Here is an 18,188-nt window from a genome sequence, read left to right on the forward strand (position 1 = left end):
TGCGTACCAGCATAGAGGCATTAGGGCTGGGAATGAGGATTTTAGACTTTGAAATCGAACTGCCTGACTGTTCCGACATTTCCATCTTCCGTAAGATAAACGCCGGTTCGCCTTACAACGGAATCGTAGTAATCAAATGGCGTGCTAACACTTCCAAGAAATATAGCTCCGACATTTAAGTCAAGCAAACCGACAAGTTTTTCCCTCCCGTTTTCATCGGTTGTCCAAATTTTCAATTTTAGGAATTCTAAATCATCTTCGTCTATCCAATTATCACCATCGCTATCCAACTTGGAGAGTTCAGAAAATCCATCTTTTGTTACAGGACCTAACAATTCTGTTGCATCGTCTACCTTTCCATTTCCATTCTTGTCGTATACTAATATTCCTCTTCCACCACCAATGTAGAATTTATCCACTTCTCCATCGAAATTCAAATCAAGTTCTACTAATTGTTCTTTGGCAGTTGGAGTTTTCAAGTCAAGAATCAGAGGGTCTACAACCTTTCCATAAGCCTTTTCGTAAGAATAGCTAAACTGGAAAAGAGATAGTTGTATGGAGAAATCTATAATTCTGCCATCTTTTGTTCTCACCTGACCATTCGCTGAGAAATTCGAGTACTGAATGTTAAGTGTCTCCATCTCGCTTTCAATCTCTGTAACATCTTGAGCATCTTTTTTAGTTACGGAAATTTCGTATTGAGGACCTGGTAGGTAAATTTTTAGCTTTTTGCCCGTAAGTTTTTCAAGCATCATCTTCAATATCTTTATTTTGTTCAAAGTCTTTTCATCAATCACAGGTGTCTTCTCATGCACCGTAATTTCGATAGTTGAAGGCATCCTGTATGTGCGAATCTTTGACGAATTTCTAACATAGTTCAAACTAAGGTTTTCGGATGAGAGTGCCACGTTGTATTCTTCTATTCTCATTGTGCCACCACCATCCTTTGGGCTTGGGAGGCTAAGTTTTTCTAATTTTTCTAATTATATTATCGGAACATTAAGCACAAGTTGTAGAGAACCTGTAGACAAAATTTGAAAAAACACGAATAACATTTTTGTTCCACAAGGAAGGTATGATATAATCTTTTGTAAAGTTATTTAGTGAAATTAATGAAAGTTTAACTTTATCGTTGTGGAGGGGTATTTATGAAGTGGAAGTTGTCAGGAACATTTATCGGAAGGAGGTTACTTTTCGTTCTATTTATGCTCTTAGGTAGCTTCACGACAATATTTGGTTTCAAAGTTACATTCGTCGTTGAGGTTCCGACTTACACACCTTTCGACGACGAGATTTATATAGCAGGGACATTTAACAACTGGAACCCTGGGGACCCAAAGTATAGGTTGGTTAAATCAGGTGATACATACACAATAACACTCGATTTGAGCGGTCTTATCGAATACAAATTTACACGTGGTTCTTGGGAGACAGTTGAAAAAGGTCAACGGGGTCAGGAGATACCTAACAGAGTACTGAATGTGGACAAAGATATGATTGTTAATATAACTGTGAATCATTGGAGGGATTTTGTGGAAAAACAACAGGCTGGTTTAAGAAAAACTTACACAGGAAACATAAAGCTCATAAAAGATTTTTACTCTCCCGAATTAGGAAATAAAAGGGACATAATCATTTACCTTCCTCCGGACTACGAAACTTCAAATGAAAGATATCCAGTTTTGTATATGCACGATGGGCAGAACATTTTTGATGCATCAACATCGTTCTCTGGAGTTGAGTGGGGAGCTGATGAGACAGCCGAAGATTTAATAAAGAAAGGCCTGATACGTCCCATCATAATTGTTGGCATATACAACACTGGTGTAGAAAGAATTAATGAGTATTCTCCGTGGGTTGACAGTAACTATGGTGGAGGAAAGGGGGAGTCCTATGCTAAGTTTATTGTGAATACGCTTAAGCCTTATATCGATGAGCACTTCAGAACTTTACCAGATAGAGAAAATACTGCGATATTGGGTTCTTCTATGGGAGGATTGATTTCTCTTTACATAGGTTTTGAATACAATGATGTTTTCTCAAAAGTTGGAGCGATGAGTCCCTCTATATGGTTTGCGAACAGGCGGTTAATTGAATATGTAAAAAACACCGAAGTGAAAGACTTTACTATGATATATGTTGACATGGGGACTGCAGAAGGCTCCAATCCGGAAGCTCACCTGAACGACGCTCGTGAACTTTACAAACTCTTACTTGGCAAGCAAAACCTTGATGTTATGTACTTAGAAGATAGGGGAGCACCACATTCGGAGAGTGCATGGGCAAGAAGATTACCTGAAACTTTGTTGTATTTCTTTGGTAAGTAAAGCATAAGAAAGAGAGGGTGAGAGTATGTTGAGAAAAATTCGTTTTTTGTTTTTGTTATTGTCAATCTTTTTAACACTTTCGAGTTTGTTGTTCTCTTGGAGTGGACATGAGTCTTATACTTACCTGGTTGTAAAATCATTGAATCTGAATCTCGACAAGTTAGTTGAGATAAGACCTTATACGTATAAAGAAACCCGAGTTTACAACACGAAGTATTACTACACTGATGACTTTGCTGGTCAAAGAAAATTCTTTGACCCAATGAACGATGGAAAGTTTCCACCAGACCCGTCTCCCGTTGATGGAAAGCTTCCTGCATGGCAAATATTAACTATTTACGCTCAGTTCCCAGATTTTGGCATGGACGAAGAATTAGAACTTTCGCCTCTCCAGTCACTTATAGGTAACAGTCAAGGTGTTAGACATATGAGATATAAACTGGGACTTATCGAAGCATTCGAGGGTGATAAGTCGTTTTTGTATTTTGTTGATATGTCCAAAGAGGCATTTGCTAAAGGAGATGAGTATTGGGGTTATAGGTTCCTTTCTTATGCTCTCCACTACATGGAAGACCTTTTTCAGCCATATCACGAAACTCCTGGCACTTTCTGGGAAGTCGTGAGAAGTCTGATGGATAAGAAAACAAAGAATCTTTTGAACAACGCTCATTACGCTTACGATAATTATTTAGCTTACTTGATTCATTATTCAAAACACAGCGAAGAAATTCGCAATCTGATAATAAACACTCCGAAAAGAAGGATACCTTCCAACTACGAGGCACTTATAAACGAAGTTATGATGTACGGTTATTCAAGATTTCCTGAAGTCCACAAGCATATAAAAACTGCGATGAGAGATATTTTGATAGAAAGGGTGCCAACAATCGATGATTACCGGAAGTTAGAAGCGGAAGGTAAACTTGATGGACTATACAAAGTGACAAAAGAGATAATAGTGGTTATGACAGGAACGATAAAAGCCTTTCTTGAAAGTTATCTAACAACCAATGCACAGAACTAATTGAATCGACTTAGGAAGAGTATGCAAAGCATATACGGAGAATAAGATTCGATTGTTATGCTTTTGATATCTAAAGAATAAAAATACATGAATAAAGTGATTTTTCAATGATGCGTGGAGTTTTTTGGACTCCACGTTTTTTTATTAAGAATGTATAATGGATAACAGACTAATGCATGTCAGTGTAGGAGGTGCGGGTATGTGGGAACATGTTAAGGCTACTGACCCTGAGATTTATGAGGTGCTTTTAAAAGAATGGGAAAGGCAAGAGTACGGACTTGAGCTTATAGCCTCCGAAAACTTTGTTTCTTTGGCTGTGATGGAAGCGATGGGTAGCGTTTTAACGAACAAGTACGCAGAAGGGTATCCAAAGAAGAGATATTATGGAGGTTGCGAGTGGGTAGACGTTGCCGAAACACTTGCAAGAGAACGTGCAAAAAAACTTTTTAATGCAAAGTACGCCAACGTTCAACCACACTCAGGTTCTCAAGCAAATATGGGAGCATATTTTGCACTTGCAGAGCCTGGTTCTGTCCTTATGGGTATGTCTCTGAGTCATGGTGGACACCTCACACATGGTGCGAGCGTAAATTTCTCAGGTCAAATCTACAAGGTGGTCCAATACGGTGTCAATCCGCAGACGGAAGTAATTGATTACGATGAAGTTAGAAGGCTTGCATTGGAACACAGACCAAAGATAATCGTGGCAGGTGGCAGTGCTTATTCAAGGATTATAGATTTCAAAAAATTCAGAGAAATTGCAGACGAAGTGGGAGCTTACCTCGTTGTTGATATGGCACACTTTGCAGGTCTTGTTGCAGCAGGACTTTACCCAAACCCACTTGAATATGCACACGTTGTCACAAGTACGACACATAAAACGTTGCGCGGTCCACGTGGTGGTTTGATTTTGACAAACGATGAGGAAATTTACAAAGCAATCAATAAAGCCATATTCCCTGGTATTCAGGGTGGTCCGTTAATGCATGTGATAGCCGCTAAAGCAGTCTGCTTTAAAGAAGCTCTTACTGAAGAGTTCAAAGAATACCAAAAACAGGTTGTGGCGAATGCCAAAGCGTTGGCAAAAGCATTGGAAGAAAGAGGACTTAGGATTGTATCTGGAGGAACGGATACTCACTTGATGCTCGTTGATTTGAATCCTCTCAACGTAACAGGTAAAGCTGCTGAAACAGCGCTTGGATACTGTCATATCACAGTTAACAAGAACACAATACCAAACGAAACAAGGTCACCATTTGTTGCCAGCGGTATAAGGCTTGGAACTCCTGCTCTAACTACGCGTGGCATGAAAGAGAAAGAAATGGAAATTATTGCAGACCTAATTGTTAAAGTTTTGAGGAACATCAAAGATGAGGAAGGTAACATCGATGAAAGTATTGCCAAAGAAGTTTCCTCACAAGTAATCGAATTGTGCAAGCAATTCCCATTGTATGAAGGAAAAATAAAGTTATCCTGAGATAAGGTAAAATAGGAGGTGCGACGATGGTTGTCAGACCGTTCAAGGCTTTGAGACCAACAAAAGAAATGGTTTCTAAAATTGCTGCCAAACCATACGATGTTGTAACAGAAGAGCAGGCAAGAGAAGTTGCAAGAAACAACCCTTACATATTCTACAAGGTTTCCAGACCCGAGATAAACTTTGACCATCCTGTGGATACACACGACCCAAAGGTCCTAGAAACCGGAAGAAAGCATCTGGAATGGCTTATTGAAAATGGTTATATGTTCGTTGAAGATAAGCCTTGCATTTACATATATCAGCAACATTGGAGAGACCATATTCAGACAGGTTTCTTCGCCACATTTTCAGTGGACGAATACATCGATAACAAGATAAAGAAGCACGAGCTCACAAGAAAAGACAAGGAAGATGAAAGAGCACTCCATGTTAAAGTAGTCAAAGCGCACACTGGACCAGTATTTTTGATGTACAAATCTAAACCAGAAATCGATAATTTGATTTTCAAGCATGCAACTGGAACCCCGGAATACGATTTTACTGATGAAACGGGAGTAAGACATATAGTTTGGGTTTTGAAAGATGAAGAAGAAATTAAAAAGATAGTTGATGCTTTTAAGAATGTTGATGCATTCTACATTGCCGACGGTCATCACAGAGCTGCAGCAGCGGTAAGGGCTGCGATTGATTTTAGAAACGAAAATCCGAGCTACACTGGAGAAGAAGAATTTAACTTCTTCTTGGCGGCGCTCTTTCCACACAATCAATTAAAGATACTCGATTACAACAGGGTAGTTAAGGATTTGAACGGCATGAGTGAAGATGAGTTCTTGAAAAAGGTCTCGGAAAAGTTTGAAGTTACACCAGTAGAAGGTGTTTACAAACCGGAAAAGAAACACACAATTGGTATGTATTTGTCAGGTAAGTGGTATAGATTGGAACCGAAGAGTGGAACGTACGATGAAAACGATGTTATCGCCTCGCTCGATGTGTCGATATTGCAAAATAACCTTCTGGCTCCGATACTTGGAATCGAAAACCCAAGAACTGACAAGAGAATAGACTTTGTTGGTGGAATTCTTGGGATTGAAGAGCTGATTAGACTTGTTGATAGTGGGGCGTTCAAGGTAGCGTTCGCTATGTATCCTACTTCTATCGATGACCTTTTGAGAGTTTCTGATGAAGGTAAAATCATGCCTCCTAAGTCTACATGGTTCGAACCGAAATTGAAGAGCGGTATTGTAGTTCATCTGATTTAAATAAGTTGTTATAGCATTAGAAAAGGCGCCTTACTGGCGCCTTTTCTTTATTTCACGTAATCTTCGCAAAATTGCTTTAGCTCGTTTATCACCAATACCTTCTACTTTCTGCAACACACTTGGGTTGGTCTTAACCAGTTGGTCTATAGACCTGAAAGACTTTATAACATTTTGTGATATGTTCATCGGTATATGAACTTCGTTTCTTAGAATTCTGTAACCTCTTGGCCTTACGATGGTGTCTGAAACTTGTTGTGAATTCACAACGTCGTATCCTAATGCTTTAGCAAAGGGAACAAGTCGGTGGTCGATTTTTAGCATAGTTTCGAGAATCTGTTTTGCCTCGTCTTCGGTAATATCTTTTTTTGAGTAGTCCATGATTATCAATGTTAGTATCTCATCTAAGTCTTTAAGAACTTCACGCAACCTAAGTTGAGACAACCGCCCTTCAACACCCAGTTCAACGATACTGATTTCAATGCTGGACGATATAGACTTGATTTCTATGCCTCTAATGAGTATCTCACAAACAGAACCCAATGAAACGTTTCCTTCAATCTCAAGTTTGTCAAGCAATTCTAAACTTTTGTTAAAAGATTCTCTGAACCTTTCGAGAGCGTTAATTGTCTGACCAACTTTCGTTAAGACAAGGTTTATATCACCGAAAACGTACTTTTTGTCTTTATAATACAGTGTTACAACGTTTCTTCGTTTTGAAATGGCTACAACCATAACCCCCAACTGTTTAGCCAATCTTTCGGCTGTTCTGTGACGAGTTCCAGTTTCCGTTGTTGGAATACTTGGGTCAGGCACTATGTGAACATTCGCCGCTAAGATTTTTGATGCGTTTTTGTCCATAACTATAGCTCCGTCCATTTTTGAAAGTTCGTACAATCGTTCGGGTGAGAATGGACAGTCTAATTTGAAGCCTGATTGCAGTATGCTGGAATATTTTGGGAATTCTTCTTCATCGATAAAAACTATCAACGCTCCCAACTGGGCATGGATGATATCATCGAGGGCTTTTCTAAGTTTTGTGCCCGGGGACAGAAGTTTTATCTTTTCCGCAAGCTCTAGTTCAACAATTTCAGGCATGTTATCACATCCTCGGAAATCATTATTTTTTGGGTATTTAAAAAAACTAGCACCTTGTGAAACGATTTATAGTCTCTAAGGGTTTTCCAAGGTTTGATGTGATACAATTGCTGTGAACAATTTGATGTTTCAAACTTGTAGTCAAAACTTCCGTTAATATTATACACTATTACGTGAGTTTGTGTTATAATGATTTATGATTTTTGTCTTCGAACGAGTAACAAATCCCATTAAATCGTCAAGGGAGGAAACGCAGGTGTATGTAGTGGGTATAGATTTAGGTGGAACCTTTTTCAAAGTAGGTCTAGTTGATGCAAAGGACGGAAAGATTGTAAGAAAGATTGAGAGAGAAACGAAGGTGCATGAAGGTAGAATTAAAGTGGTTGAGCGTATGGCACAAGCTGTCTTGGAAGTAACCGAAGGTTACGAATACGCTGGCGTTGGAGTGGGTTCACCAGGGTCTATAGACCATGATAAAGGGATTGTGCGTTTTTCACCAAACTTTCCAGACTGGGTGGATTTCGAACTTGGTGGCAAGCTCTCTTCTTTGCTCAACAAGCCTGTCTTTGTTGAAAACGATGCGAACGCATTTGTACTTGGTGAAAAGTGGTTTGGGGCAGGTAAAGGACACGAGCATATAGTTGCACTAACACTTGGGACAGGCGTGGGTGGAGGTGTTATTTCCCACGGTGTCCTCATAACTGGAAAGGATGGAATAGGAACTGAATTGGGACATGTTATAGTAGAACCGAATGGACCGTTGTGTGGGTGTGGAAATTATGGTTGCCTTGAAGCGATAGCTTCTGCAACGGCAATAAAAAGAATGGCTTTGGAAGGACAAAGAAAATTTCCAGAGTCCGAAATATTCAAAGCAGAAGAAGTCAGCGCTAAGGCTGTTTTCGATGCAGCAAGAAACGGTGATTTGCTTGGTCAAGCGATAGTGAATAGGGTTATTAATGCATTAGCTATAGGTGTGACTAATTTTATCCACATATTTAATCCAAGCATAATTGTCATCGGTGGAGGAGTTTCCCGTGCTGGTGACATTCTCTTCAAACCACTGAGAGAAAAGGTTGAACATCTTGTTATGCCTTCTTTCAAAGGTACCTATGAGATTGTCCAAAGTCCATTAGTTGAAGATGCAGGCATACTTGGAGCAGCTTCTATCGTGTTGCAGAGAAACGTGAGCCAACAATAAGTTGGATAATTTCAAGTCATCACATTTGGAGGTGTTTTTAGCATGAGCAAGTATTTTCTTTACGTTTTAGTTGCAACGTTTGTAGTTCTCGCTGTTATTGTTGGAACGGCCGCAGATTCCAAAACGGGTCCAAAGTTGGGGTATATTGATCCAAACAAGGTTTTACAAAACTACGATAAGTGGGTCAATTTCCAAAAGCAGATGCAAGACGAAATAGCAAAATACCAAGCAGAACTCGACAAAATCAAAGACCAAAATCAAAAACAGCAAAAGTATTTAGAATACCAGCAACTAATTAATAGCAAAATAGCGCAAACTCAACAACAGATAGAAGCCGAGATTTTGGCAAAGGTCAGAGAATATGCGGAAATAATGGGGTATGATTTTATTTTCAACAGCACGACGATGGCTTACGGAAGTCAAGCTTACAATATAACGGATGCGTTCATTAAGTATTTAAAAACCTCTAGGAAGTAATGAAGTAACAACTAGGGCACGGAAAACTACTTGGAATATGCGTCATAAGATAGTAGAAACGGAAAAGGGTTTTGACCAGATTTCCTGCGAAGGCATATACAAAAGGTTTGGCAGAAAAGAAGTCCTTAAAGGCGTTAATATGTATGTGAACACCGGAGAGGTAGTAGGCTTGCTTGGTCCAAATGGGTCAGGCAAGACTACTTTATTTAATATCATACTCGGTGTGGTTGTTCCAACGAAAGGAAAAGTATATTTCAACGGTAAGAATATCACAAACATGCCTATTCATAAAAGGGCCAGGCTTGGGATAACGTATCTCCAGCAAGAGACTTCGGTTTTCAGGGATTTAAGGGTGGAGGACAACATCAGGCTTGTTTTGGAGTTTCAAAAACTCAAGAAAAACGAAATAGAATCCATAATCAATAACACACTTACCGAGTTTGGAATAGAAACATTAAGGAGGCAGTACGCATTCTCCCTTTCTGGTGGTGAGAAAAGAAGATTGGAACTAGCAAGGATGATGTCACTAGAACCAAGATTTGTCCTTCTCGATGAACCGTTTATCGGTATAGATCCCAAAACTGTAAAAGAAATACAAAAAGTTGTGTTAAGTTTGAAAGAAAGAGGAATGGGTGTAATTATTACCGACCATTCCGTAGAAGCGTTGAAACCTATTGTTGATAGATTGTACGTGATACACAAAGGAGAAGTTTTGGCAGAAGGTAAGCCCGAGGAAGTTTTGTCAAACGAAATGGTCAAAACTGTCTACCTTGGTGAAGAATAAATCAATAAAATTACTACCGGAGGTCCCAATGATTTTATTGTTCAAAAAGAAAGGACTTTTGCGATTCTTATCGGCTATCGAAACTTCAAATGCAATTATTAGGACTTTATTAAGAGCGGGTTTAAAAATCCAGTATTCCGAAGGCTTTCATCCAAAACCGAAGGTTTCGTTTTTGGACACGGTTGCCACAGGTGTAATTGATTTGGCACTTTATGTAAATGTCAAACTTGAACAAACCGACGATAGTCTTGAAATTGCAAAAATAAAACGTAGTATAAGGGATGTTTCTGTGAATGGTTTAGAGTTGGTTGAGATATTTCCAACAGATATTAATCTAAATGGAATTGTTACTTCCTATGAGTATGTTTTATTTTCGCGAAAAGCTCCAGCCTTAGAACAGACAGTTTATAAGCACTCAGGTAAATCATTCGTGCCAAGTGAAGTAATGAACCACTATGAAGTCACTTTGAAAAAAGGACTTTATATGGTAAAATACACTGTAGACCGACAGAAGATATTTAACCCTTACTTGATAGACGGTGTTTTCTTAGCTATCAGAACAAAAGCATTTTCAAAAGAAACCGAACTACGCGATTTGTTAACTAAAAACGGGGGGAAACCTTCATGAAAGTTCTTGTTGTTGATGATTCGGATGTGCTGAGAAAGATTACAGTGTTCAATTTGAAAAAATTGGGAATGGAAGTCGAAGAAGCTGTGGATGGAGTAGATGGACTCGAGAAAATGCGTTCGTGGCGTCCAGATGTGGTTATTCTAGATATCATGATGCCTCGAATGGATGGTTTCACCGTCTTGAAAGAGATGAAGAAAGACGAAACGATAAAAGATATCCCAGTTATTGTTTTGACCGCAAAGGGTGGTCAAGATGATGAACAAATAGCACTCTCGCTTGGTGCGAAAAAAGTTATGACAAAACCGTTCAGCCCCACACAGCTTGTTGAGGAGGTTAAAAGTTTAGTAAATGGCTGATAGAGAAAATGAAGTACAGATTATGGAAATACTGAAACCTCTTGTAGAATCCTTGGAGAAGATAGCGAGACTATTCGAAAGGAATTTTAAACCAGTGAATAGTCTAGAAGAACTGTTTGTTGCAACTAAAGAGCTCTACGATTATATACAAAGATGGGTTGTAGATCAGAAGTCTAACAACGAAGCGCTACGACAACTTGTTGATGCGCAGCTTGAAGAATTAACTGCAACGTACGAGGGACTATCTGCCTTGTTTGAAATAAATAAGATAATTTCTTCTGTTGAAGAACCTTGGATGATTTTGAATAGTGTTCTGAAGCTGTTAAAAAATGCTGTTAACTTTTCCGCAGCTGCTGTTTTACTCAGGATTAATGATAAGCAATATCTAGAATACCACGGTGATAAAAGCGCTGAGAATATCATTAATGAATTAATTAAAAGACACCAACGAGAAGAAAACACAATTTTCGTTGATGTTGACAATGATTTTGGAGGATATATTGCAATCCCTCTTAAATCAGAAATAGGGGACTATGGAATAATGGTTCTTTCCGCTTACGGTTCCCGGAAGATATTCACGGCAGGAGATAAAAAAATTGCCGAATCGGTTGCACAACAAATTCTTACAGCTGTGAATAGATATGTGATGCTTCAAAGAGAGATAGAGAAAAAGCGACTAGAAGAGCAGATTCAGATAGCGCGAAGTATTCAAATGGGGCTGTTGCCGAAGGAATTCCCCACTAATGAAAGGTTCGATATCGGTGCACAAAGCGCACCAGCAATTCAAGTCGGTGGCGATTATTACGATGTCTTTGCAAGAGATGATGGAACGATTATATGCTGCATAGCAGATGTTTCTGGAAAAGGCTTGCCAGCAGCACTTATAATGTCTTCTTTTAGAAGCATGTTTAGACTTTCAACTAAAATTTCTGATGATTTAAAAATGTTGGCTGAACAATTCGACAGGATGATACACCAAGATTTTGAAACAGGAAGGTTTATTACATCGATTATCTTTAAAATCACTCCTGATGGTGATTTAGAGTACGTTAACGCAGGGCACGACCCTTTGTATATACTTAGGGATAACAGAATAATAAAACTTGAATCTACGGGCACACCTTTTGGGATACTTGGCGAAGGTTGGTACGATGTTGAGAAATTCAAGCTCCAAAAGAATGACCTGATAGTAGCTTACACAGATGGCGTTGTTGAAGCTCGAAATATAGCAGGCGAAGAATTCGGATTTGAGAGATTACAAGAGCTGATAATAAGGAACAGATACTTGAAAGCATCAGACATAGTTGATAAAATAATGAACGCGGTCTTTGAGTTCTCTCATGGAACAGTTCAGCATGATGACACTACGGTGCTAGTTGTAAAATACGAATAGATTGGCTATAATACATTTTAAATAAACAAAAAGAAAGTTGGAGGGATTGGCATGATTGAAGTTGGTGACCTTGAGAAAGGCATGTACATAAAGTACGAAGGTGACATATACAGAATCATTGATGTCAACAAACACTTCAGAGGAAGAGGTTCTGGACTCATTAGAACAAAACTCAAGAGCTTGTCAACGGGTCTCATTAGGGATGTTAACTTTGCAAGTGGTGAAAAGGTTGAAGAAGCAGAGCTTTCATTCAGAAAGGCGGAATACTTGTACAACGATGGAGAGAATTACTACTTCATGGATCTGCAAACATACGAACAATATGCAATTCCTGAGTCGGAAGTGGATGAAGCAAAATACTATCTTGTTGAAAACACACAAGTGGACCTCGTGATGCACGATGAGAAACCAATCGGCATCCAGCTCCCAACGACTGTCGTTTTGGAAGTTGTTGAAACGGAACCGAACTTTAAAGGTGACACTGTCTCCGGTGGAGGAAAACCTGCGGTTTTGCAGACAGGTTTAAAGATAAGTGTTCCTTTCTTCATAAACGTTGGTGATAAGATTAAGGTAGACACAAGAACCGGAGAGTATATAGAACGTGCATAATCTCTTAGGGTTTTTAAAGTTTGTTTAAAACTTACAACCCTTGAAAGGGGGAAGGTTTATGGGAAATATAACAGTATCAGATAACGTTATTTCTGAGATTGCCTATAGGTCTATTTGTTCGGTCTACGGTGTAGAGCCTGACGACAAAGAATTTAAAAAGTTGAGAAGAAACATATCTGTTGAAAGAACTCCTGAGGATAATGTTATAATCAACGTTAAGCTTGAGGCTCCCTATGGAGAAAACATATTGGAATTTTCCAAAAACATCATGAAAACCATAACCGAGAATGTTTCCCAAATGACAGAAAAAGTTGTTGAGGCAGTAAACGTTGTAGTCATTGGTGTCTCAGAGAGAGAATTTAACAAAAATTCCTAAAGTTTTTAAAGAAGTTATTTCAAGGGGTTGAATGATTTGGTATCGAAGAGACGGAAGCTTAGAGAAGCTGTAGTGAAAGCGCTTTTCCAACTGGACTTCAGGCCCGATGAGTTCGAAGATATATTACGCGACACTTTGAACGATGAGAAAATACAGGAAGTAAAAAAAGATGTCGAAAGGTACTTGAAAAGAATTCGTGAGAACAGAGAGATAATAGATGAGATTATTTCAAAATATCTTTTGAACTGGGATTTTGGAAGAGTGTCTTATATTGACCGCAGTATTTTAAGATTAGGAGCTTACGAGTTACTTTATGAATTGGACGTGCCGATAGAAGTTACTTTAGATGAAATGGTGGAAATTGCGAAGAAATACGGGTCCGAGGAAAGTGGGAAGTTTGTCAATGGTGTGTTAGACAAGATAGCAAAGACAGAAGCGCCAAAGGAAAAGTTTGAGTTGTAAAAGCTTTGGGTCGTTGGGCTTAATTTCTTTTTCTTTCTTACCATTCTTATCGTTTCTGCTTTTTGTTGCTTAAACGTATCTCAAGGGGGAAACTGGGGGTTCTCATTTTGTGAGTTACGTAGAATTTATTATATTTTTGGTCGTTGCAAGTTTGATTCTGACATGTGCGTTCGATGGATACAGCCATGTGTTGCAACACATGGCTTATATTTTAAATACGAACAGAAAAACTTTAAGAACTTTTCATATGATAAACTATCTGAGGTTCGATTTCCACAGGCACAGTGTTGCAAATCCGAATGTTAAAGTCAGTCAAACTGAAAACTATACGACTTTCGCATTCGATGAAGAGATAGATGGGCAAGTTAAAAGAGTGCTTTACAAGGTAATGAAACCCTTCGAAAGCAGGACTATTATATACAGAGACGTTTATGAACCCTTTGGCAATAGCTATAGGTTGATAAATAGGCGAACATACACGTTGGAAGGATTATACAAGATTTATTTATCGGAAGATAAGAAGTATCTTATCATACAGACTGATTACTATGAGAAAAGTCTAATTCCTCTCAGCCTTCCTAATGTCCAAATCCTAAGTATAATTGTCACAAAAGAACAATAGCTAAGGAGTGAGTAACGTGGATAGAAACGTCCGTGCTCGTTTGATTGATGAACTTATGAATACCAAAAGAACCAAAGTCATGGGTATAATAAACGTAACTCCAGATTCATTCTATTCTGGTAGCCGTGTTAGTGAAACTGAACTATTAGAGAAAGTAGAAGAAATGATAAAAAACGGTGTCGATGTTATAGACATTGGCGGGGAAAGCACCAGACCAGGTGCAGACCCAGTTCCTCTTGAAGAGGAAATAAGAAGAACCGTAACAGCGGTGAAACTTGTAAGAAAGCATTTCGATATTCCTATTTCTGTTGATACCTACAAATCGGAAGTTGCAAGGCTTTCTTTAGAAGAAGGAGCGGATATAATTAACGACATAAGTGCTTTAAGATTTGACGAAAAAATGGTTGATGTGGCTTCACATTACAAATGTCCAGTAATCATCATGCATATGAAAGGCACGCCCAAAACAATGCAAGAAAATCCGGAATATAAAGACGTTGTTGGGGAAATTACTGACTTTTTCAAAGAAAGAATCGAGTTTGCCAAAAGTCATGGGATAGAGCAATTGATACTCGACCCCGGCATTGGTTTTGGAAAAAAGCTTGAGCATAATTTAGCGATATTTAAGCACATAGAAAAATTCAAAGAGCTTGGATACCCAATCCTTATTGGTGCAAGCAGAAAATCGATGATAGGAATGATACTAAATCTACCACCGGAAGAAAGACTAAACGGAACTCTCGCTTTAACTGCTTATTGTGTTATGCACGGTATTGATTTTGTAAGAGTTCATGACGTGAAAGAGAATGTAGAAGTTGTTAAGGTCTTGGAAGCGATTAAGAATCTTCATAGTTAATGAAGGAAGAGGGTAAGACAAGAATGGAAGGAAACAAAAAAGGTAAGGGAAGAAAAAAGATTCGGTTGGACAGATTTTTAGCGAACGCACATATTGGCTCACGAACAGAAGTTAAAATGTATATTAAAGATGGACGCGTCAAAGTTAACGGAGAGATAGTTTATGACCCTGCCTTTTATGTATCAGAAGAAGATGTTGTTACAATCGATGATATGCCTGTGGAGGCTCATCGTTTTGTTTATATAATGCTAAATAAACCTACTGGTTTTGTATCTACAACGTCCGAAAACGAACCAAGTGTGCTAAACCTCATTGAACACCCATACGTTAGTGAACTTCACATAGCAGGTAGACTTGACAAGGACGTAGAAGGCCTTCTGATTCTAACTAACGATGGTGAGTTTACACATAGATTAATATCACCAAAAAAGAAAGTGGAAAAAGAATATTACATATACTCAAAAAAGCCTGTGACCATAACTCGAGAAATGGAAGTAGAGGTTGAAAGAGGATTAGAGGTTGATGGGGAAAAGTTTCTTCCAGGCAGGATTAGGCAAATCGATGAAAGAACGGTTTCAATAACTATCGTTGAAGGAAAGTACCACCAGATAAAGAAGATGTGTAAAAGGCTGGGAATAGAGTGGGAAAAGATAAAAAGAATTCGAATTGGTCGGCTAACACTTGATCAATCTCTAAAACCTGGTGCTTGGAGGGAGCTTACAAAAGACGAGGTAAAAAAGGTCTTTGAATAATAGTGATAAGTTACCATAAACAAAGCGATGCCCTCGTGGGCATCGCTTTGTTGTTTAACCGCCTGAGAGTTAATATGTGACGTTCTGAAGTTTGAGGTATCTTTTATCTGTACCTTTTGTATAGAAAATTTCTATCGTGTGTGTTGCTGCTGGTGAATTACTCTCGAATGTAACAATCCAAGATGAGGTGACGTATTCAACTATTCCCAGATTTGTGAGATCAACATTTCCATATGAGTCAGTATATTTGATTACACCGCCTGTTTTCTGGCAGAGCTCTCTTACATCTCCAGGGTCAGAAAAGTCAGTTGTGTATTCGCTGTAGTAACCAGGGACAAAAGCACCGTGTATTACAAAATATCCAACGAGTGTTGGTAGCATTTCATTCTTTGTAAAGTGGGCAAATGATGTTCCGTCACCCTTATAATGCGCTGGTGCATCGGTAATAACAATCATTGTTCTTTGTGCACCTGGTCTCCAATCAAGTGCAGTTGCGGCAAACATTATTGCATCGTATGGGTTCTCTGGCCGATCCCCACCAAAGCCGGCATAAAGTGATGCAACGTATTCTTGAGCGGAAGCTGGGGATGTTAAGTTTAAAAATCCCGGATCAACGTCTATATCGCTGGGTGGATTCACATAATCGTCGAATGGTATAACAGCAATTCTTGCATCTAATTTACTATCTGCAAGTGAGTCAGCAAAAGAAATTATGCTATTTTTAGCACCATTAATAGCAGGACCCATACTTCCAGTTACATCGAGAATAATTGCTATATCTAACTTATTTCTCACCGATGATTCTTTGTAAAGCACGAATCCTTGCTCTCTGTTGTCTTCGAAAACTCTTAGTTCACTTGGGAGTAAGTCTTCAACTCCTGGGAGACTTATTTTTACACGCACTGGGTCTGGAACAGCGATAGGTACCAGCGTCGGTTGTTTATCTACACTTCCATAAATGTCCGATGCTAAATATTCTGATACTGATGGCTTTGTTGTTCCAGTGGGATCAGGTGGTATAACTTTTGGCGCTTGTGGTATCTCAGAACAGCTGAACAAAAACACTAGAACAAACACAAAACTTAAGACACTTATAAGCATTCTTCTCATAATCATCACTCCCTCAGAACCCAATACCTACGCCGACGGAGACTGCGTAGGTATCAAAAATTTGGAAGGACGTGTTCATCGTTGCAATCCCTTCAGCAAAGAATATTATTCCGGTTCCAAACCTTACACCTGCTTTAACATGGAATATATCCTGGTACATTGAAAATTTTGTATTTTTGATATCCAAAATGATGATTGGTGCAGCTCCCGCGTAAATCAATGTTCCCATCAACGGGATTCCAAAGTAGATGTAGGGGTCAATTTCTATAAACTGAATCTCCTCGACGTTTATTTCCTCCAACTCTTCGAAAGACGAGACAGGGTAGTAACCTTCTAACATTAGAGAAATTCCGCCAGAAAGCGTTCCTATACGAGCACCGAAATACGGTCTGTTTTTCCCACCAAGTTCCATACCACCGAACGCAGATATTTCAAAGCCAAATGCGGAGATTAATGCTGCGATGACAAAAACAATAATCAAAACTCTTCTCATAAAATCACCTTCTTTTCTTTTGTTTTTTACTTTAATAGATTGAACAGGGCGTTACTTCACGGAAAATCTTAAATCGTCCAAACTTTTTCAACCTCCTTTCTTTGACACACCACATACTAATAACCTTTTTACCCTTCATTTTTTAGTAAGATTGACAGTTTCAAATTGTTAGAAGTCAGGGTCTGTAATCTAAACAACCCATGGTTGGGTAATTAAATTACCGTTCTTAGTACGCTTATATAACTTTAGACTCTTGCTTTAACGAAACGTTCAAAATTTGACTTTACCTACAAACACGAAAGAACAAAACCCTAGGAAAAAGCCATGTTATTTCATTTTGCAATTTTTTGCAAACTTTCAGGAAATGTAAGAGATTGCTGAAAAAAATCAAAGGGCTCTCGATTTCGCGAGAGCCCTTTTTGTTGATGGGGTAGTTATCGTGTTTATTATTCAACTTTTATCTCAAGAGCAGGTTTTTCTTCTTTTTTCTTTGGTAATTCTATTGTTAAGACTCCATCGTTGTATTTTGCCTTGATGTTCTGGATATCTACATAATCAGGTAGCGAGAACGCTCTTTCGAATTTACCAAAGCTTCTTTCAACTATTCTGTAGTTCCTTCCTTTTTCATCTCTTTCAGCTTTCTTTTCACCTGATATTCTTAGGATTCCATCTTCTACAGTGATTTTTAGTTCGTCTTTCTTGACTCCTGGAACTTCAAGTTCGAGAACTACTTTGTCTTCTGTTTCATATGCATCAACCTTTGGAAGGAATTCTACATCTGTTCTGAATGGTTTCATAAATTCCGAGAAGAGTCTGTCAACCTCTCTTTGCAATTCCATGAATGGTTCGAATAAGTCGTTTCTTCTCGCCAACATACTCTCACC

At 38.7% G+C, this 18,188-nt stretch carries 21 protein-coding genes; 16 read left to right on the forward strand and 5 right to left on the reverse strand.

Annotated features, from left to right (window positions below):
- Positions 1-41: 41 nt before the first annotated feature.
- Positions 42-929, reverse strand: coding sequence for an SPM autocatalytic domain-containing protein (locus AC3M61_RS03530; RefSeq protein ID WP_500779531.1), 888 nt, complete (start codon positions 927-929; stop codon positions 42-44).
- 219 nt (positions 930-1,148) lie between these two features.
- On the opposite strand from AC3M61_RS03530, the gene AC3M61_RS03535 reads away from it, so the two are divergent.
- The 4 genes from AC3M61_RS03535 to AC3M61_RS03550 all read left to right on the forward strand — a co-directional run bounded on the left by AC3M61_RS03535 (position 1,149) and on the right by AC3M61_RS03550 (position 6,090).
- Entirely contained in the window at positions 1,149-2,327 is a 1,179-nt protein-coding gene (locus tag AC3M61_RS03535; protein ID WP_500779532.1) for an alpha/beta hydrolase-fold protein, read from the forward strand.
- 25 nt (positions 2,328-2,352) lie between these two features.
- Positions 2,353-3,351 (forward strand): hypothetical protein, encoded by a 999-nt coding sequence (locus tag AC3M61_RS03540; protein WP_500779533.1) that lies wholly within the window; start codon positions 2,353-2,355, stop codon positions 3,349-3,351.
- Positions 3,352-3,550: 199 nt separating this feature from the next.
- Complete coding sequence (glyA, locus tag AC3M61_RS03545; RefSeq protein ID WP_500779534.1) at positions 3,551-4,828, forward strand: serine hydroxymethyltransferase; 1,278 nt, start codon at positions 3,551-3,553, stop codon at positions 4,826-4,828.
- Positions 4,829-4,854: 26 nt separating this feature from the next.
- Positions 4,855-6,090, forward strand: coding sequence for a DUF1015 domain-containing protein (locus AC3M61_RS03550; RefSeq protein ID WP_500779535.1), 1,236 nt, complete (start codon positions 4,855-4,857; stop codon positions 6,088-6,090).
- A gap of 30 nt (positions 6,091-6,120) precedes the next feature.
- Here AC3M61_RS03550 and disA read toward each other — a convergent pair whose 3' ends face one another.
- Positions 6,121-7,185 carry a DNA integrity scanning diadenylate cyclase DisA gene (gene disA / locus AC3M61_RS03555; protein WP_500779536.1) on the reverse strand — a complete coding sequence of 355 codons (1,065 nt, stop codon included), beginning with the start codon at positions 7,183-7,185 and terminating at the stop codon, positions 6,121-6,123.
- A 256-nt stretch (positions 7,186-7,441) separates the two neighbouring features.
- Here disA and AC3M61_RS03560 point away from each other — a divergent pair, with 256 nt between their 5' ends.
- The 12 genes from AC3M61_RS03560 (at position 7,442) to AC3M61_RS03615 (ending at position 15,701) form a co-directional block, all read left to right on the forward strand.
- Positions 7,442-8,383: an ROK family protein gene (locus tag AC3M61_RS03560; protein ID WP_500779537.1), complete on the forward strand. Its 942-nt coding sequence runs from the start codon at positions 7,442-7,444 to the stop codon at positions 8,381-8,383.
- A 42-nt stretch (positions 8,384-8,425) separates the two neighbouring features.
- On the forward strand, positions 8,426-8,860 hold the full coding sequence (locus tag AC3M61_RS03565) for an OmpH/Skp family outer membrane protein (protein WP_500779538.1): 435 nt from the start codon (positions 8,426-8,428) through the stop codon (positions 8,858-8,860).
- 37 nt (positions 8,861-8,897) lie between these two features.
- Positions 8,898-9,644 carry an LPS export ABC transporter ATP-binding protein gene (lptB, locus tag AC3M61_RS03570; RefSeq protein ID WP_500779539.1) on the forward strand — a complete coding sequence of 249 codons (747 nt, stop codon included), beginning with the start codon at positions 8,898-8,900 and terminating at the stop codon, positions 9,642-9,644.
- A 28-nt stretch (positions 9,645-9,672) separates the two neighbouring features.
- Complete coding sequence (locus tag AC3M61_RS03575) at positions 9,673-10,272, forward strand: TIGR03936 family radical SAM-associated protein (RefSeq protein WP_500779540.1); 600 nt, start codon at positions 9,673-9,675, stop codon at positions 10,270-10,272.
- Positions 10,269-10,631 carry a response regulator transcription factor gene (locus AC3M61_RS03580; protein ID WP_500779541.1) on the forward strand — a complete coding sequence of 121 codons (363 nt, stop codon included), beginning with the start codon at positions 10,269-10,271 and terminating at the stop codon, positions 10,629-10,631. Before AC3M61_RS03575 ends, AC3M61_RS03580 begins: the two co-directional genes overlap by 4 nt.
- Complete coding sequence (locus AC3M61_RS03585) at positions 10,624-12,024, forward strand: SpoIIE family protein phosphatase (RefSeq protein WP_500779542.1); 1,401 nt, start codon at positions 10,624-10,626, stop codon at positions 12,022-12,024. The genes AC3M61_RS03580 and AC3M61_RS03585 overlap by 8 nt, the downstream gene beginning before the upstream one ends.
- Before the next feature lie 51 nt (positions 12,025-12,075).
- A complete protein-coding gene (gene efp / locus AC3M61_RS03590; RefSeq protein WP_014450941.1) occupies positions 12,076-12,633 on the forward strand; it encodes an elongation factor P in 558 nt (185 codons plus the stop codon).
- Positions 12,634-12,691: 58 nt separating this feature from the next.
- Positions 12,692-13,009, forward strand: coding sequence for an Asp23/Gls24 family envelope stress response protein (locus AC3M61_RS03595; RefSeq protein ID WP_448378526.1), 318 nt, complete (start codon positions 12,692-12,694; stop codon positions 13,007-13,009).
- A gap of 36 nt (positions 13,010-13,045) precedes the next feature.
- Positions 13,046-13,471, forward strand: coding sequence for a transcription antitermination factor NusB (gene nusB / locus AC3M61_RS03600; RefSeq protein WP_500779543.1), 426 nt, complete (start codon positions 13,046-13,048; stop codon positions 13,469-13,471).
- Between the two features lie 109 nt (positions 13,472-13,580).
- Positions 13,581-14,093, forward strand: coding sequence for a hypothetical protein (locus AC3M61_RS03605; RefSeq protein WP_029684167.1), 513 nt, complete (start codon positions 13,581-13,583; stop codon positions 14,091-14,093).
- A gap of 55 nt (positions 14,094-14,148) precedes the next feature.
- Positions 14,149-14,949 (forward strand): dihydropteroate synthase, encoded by an 801-nt coding sequence (gene folP, locus AC3M61_RS03610; RefSeq protein ID WP_029684168.1) that lies wholly within the window; start codon positions 14,149-14,151, stop codon positions 14,947-14,949.
- Positions 14,950-14,972: 23 nt separating this feature from the next.
- Positions 14,973-15,701, forward strand: coding sequence for a pseudouridine synthase (locus tag AC3M61_RS03615; protein ID WP_500779544.1), 729 nt, complete (start codon positions 14,973-14,975; stop codon positions 15,699-15,701).
- A 69-nt stretch (positions 15,702-15,770) separates the two neighbouring features.
- Here the strand turns inward: AC3M61_RS03615 and AC3M61_RS03620 are convergent, their stop codons facing one another.
- The 3 genes from AC3M61_RS03620 to AC3M61_RS03630 form a co-directional block, all read right to left on the reverse strand.
- On the reverse strand, positions 15,771-16,811 hold the full coding sequence (locus tag AC3M61_RS03620) for a vWA domain-containing protein (protein WP_500779545.1): 1,041 nt from the start codon (positions 16,809-16,811) through the stop codon (positions 15,771-15,773).
- Between the two features lie 13 nt (positions 16,812-16,824).
- Positions 16,825-17,304, reverse strand: a complete 480-nt coding sequence (locus AC3M61_RS03625; RefSeq protein WP_500779546.1) for a hypothetical protein — start codon at positions 17,302-17,304, stop codon at positions 16,825-16,827.
- 446 nt (positions 17,305-17,750) lie between these two features.
- A complete protein-coding gene (locus AC3M61_RS03630; protein WP_500779547.1) occupies positions 17,751-18,179 on the reverse strand; it encodes an Hsp20/alpha crystallin family protein in 429 nt (142 codons plus the stop codon).
- Between the last annotated feature and the right edge of the window lie 9 nt (positions 18,180-18,188).

The organism is Fervidobacterium sp. (genome assembly GCF_059913585.1).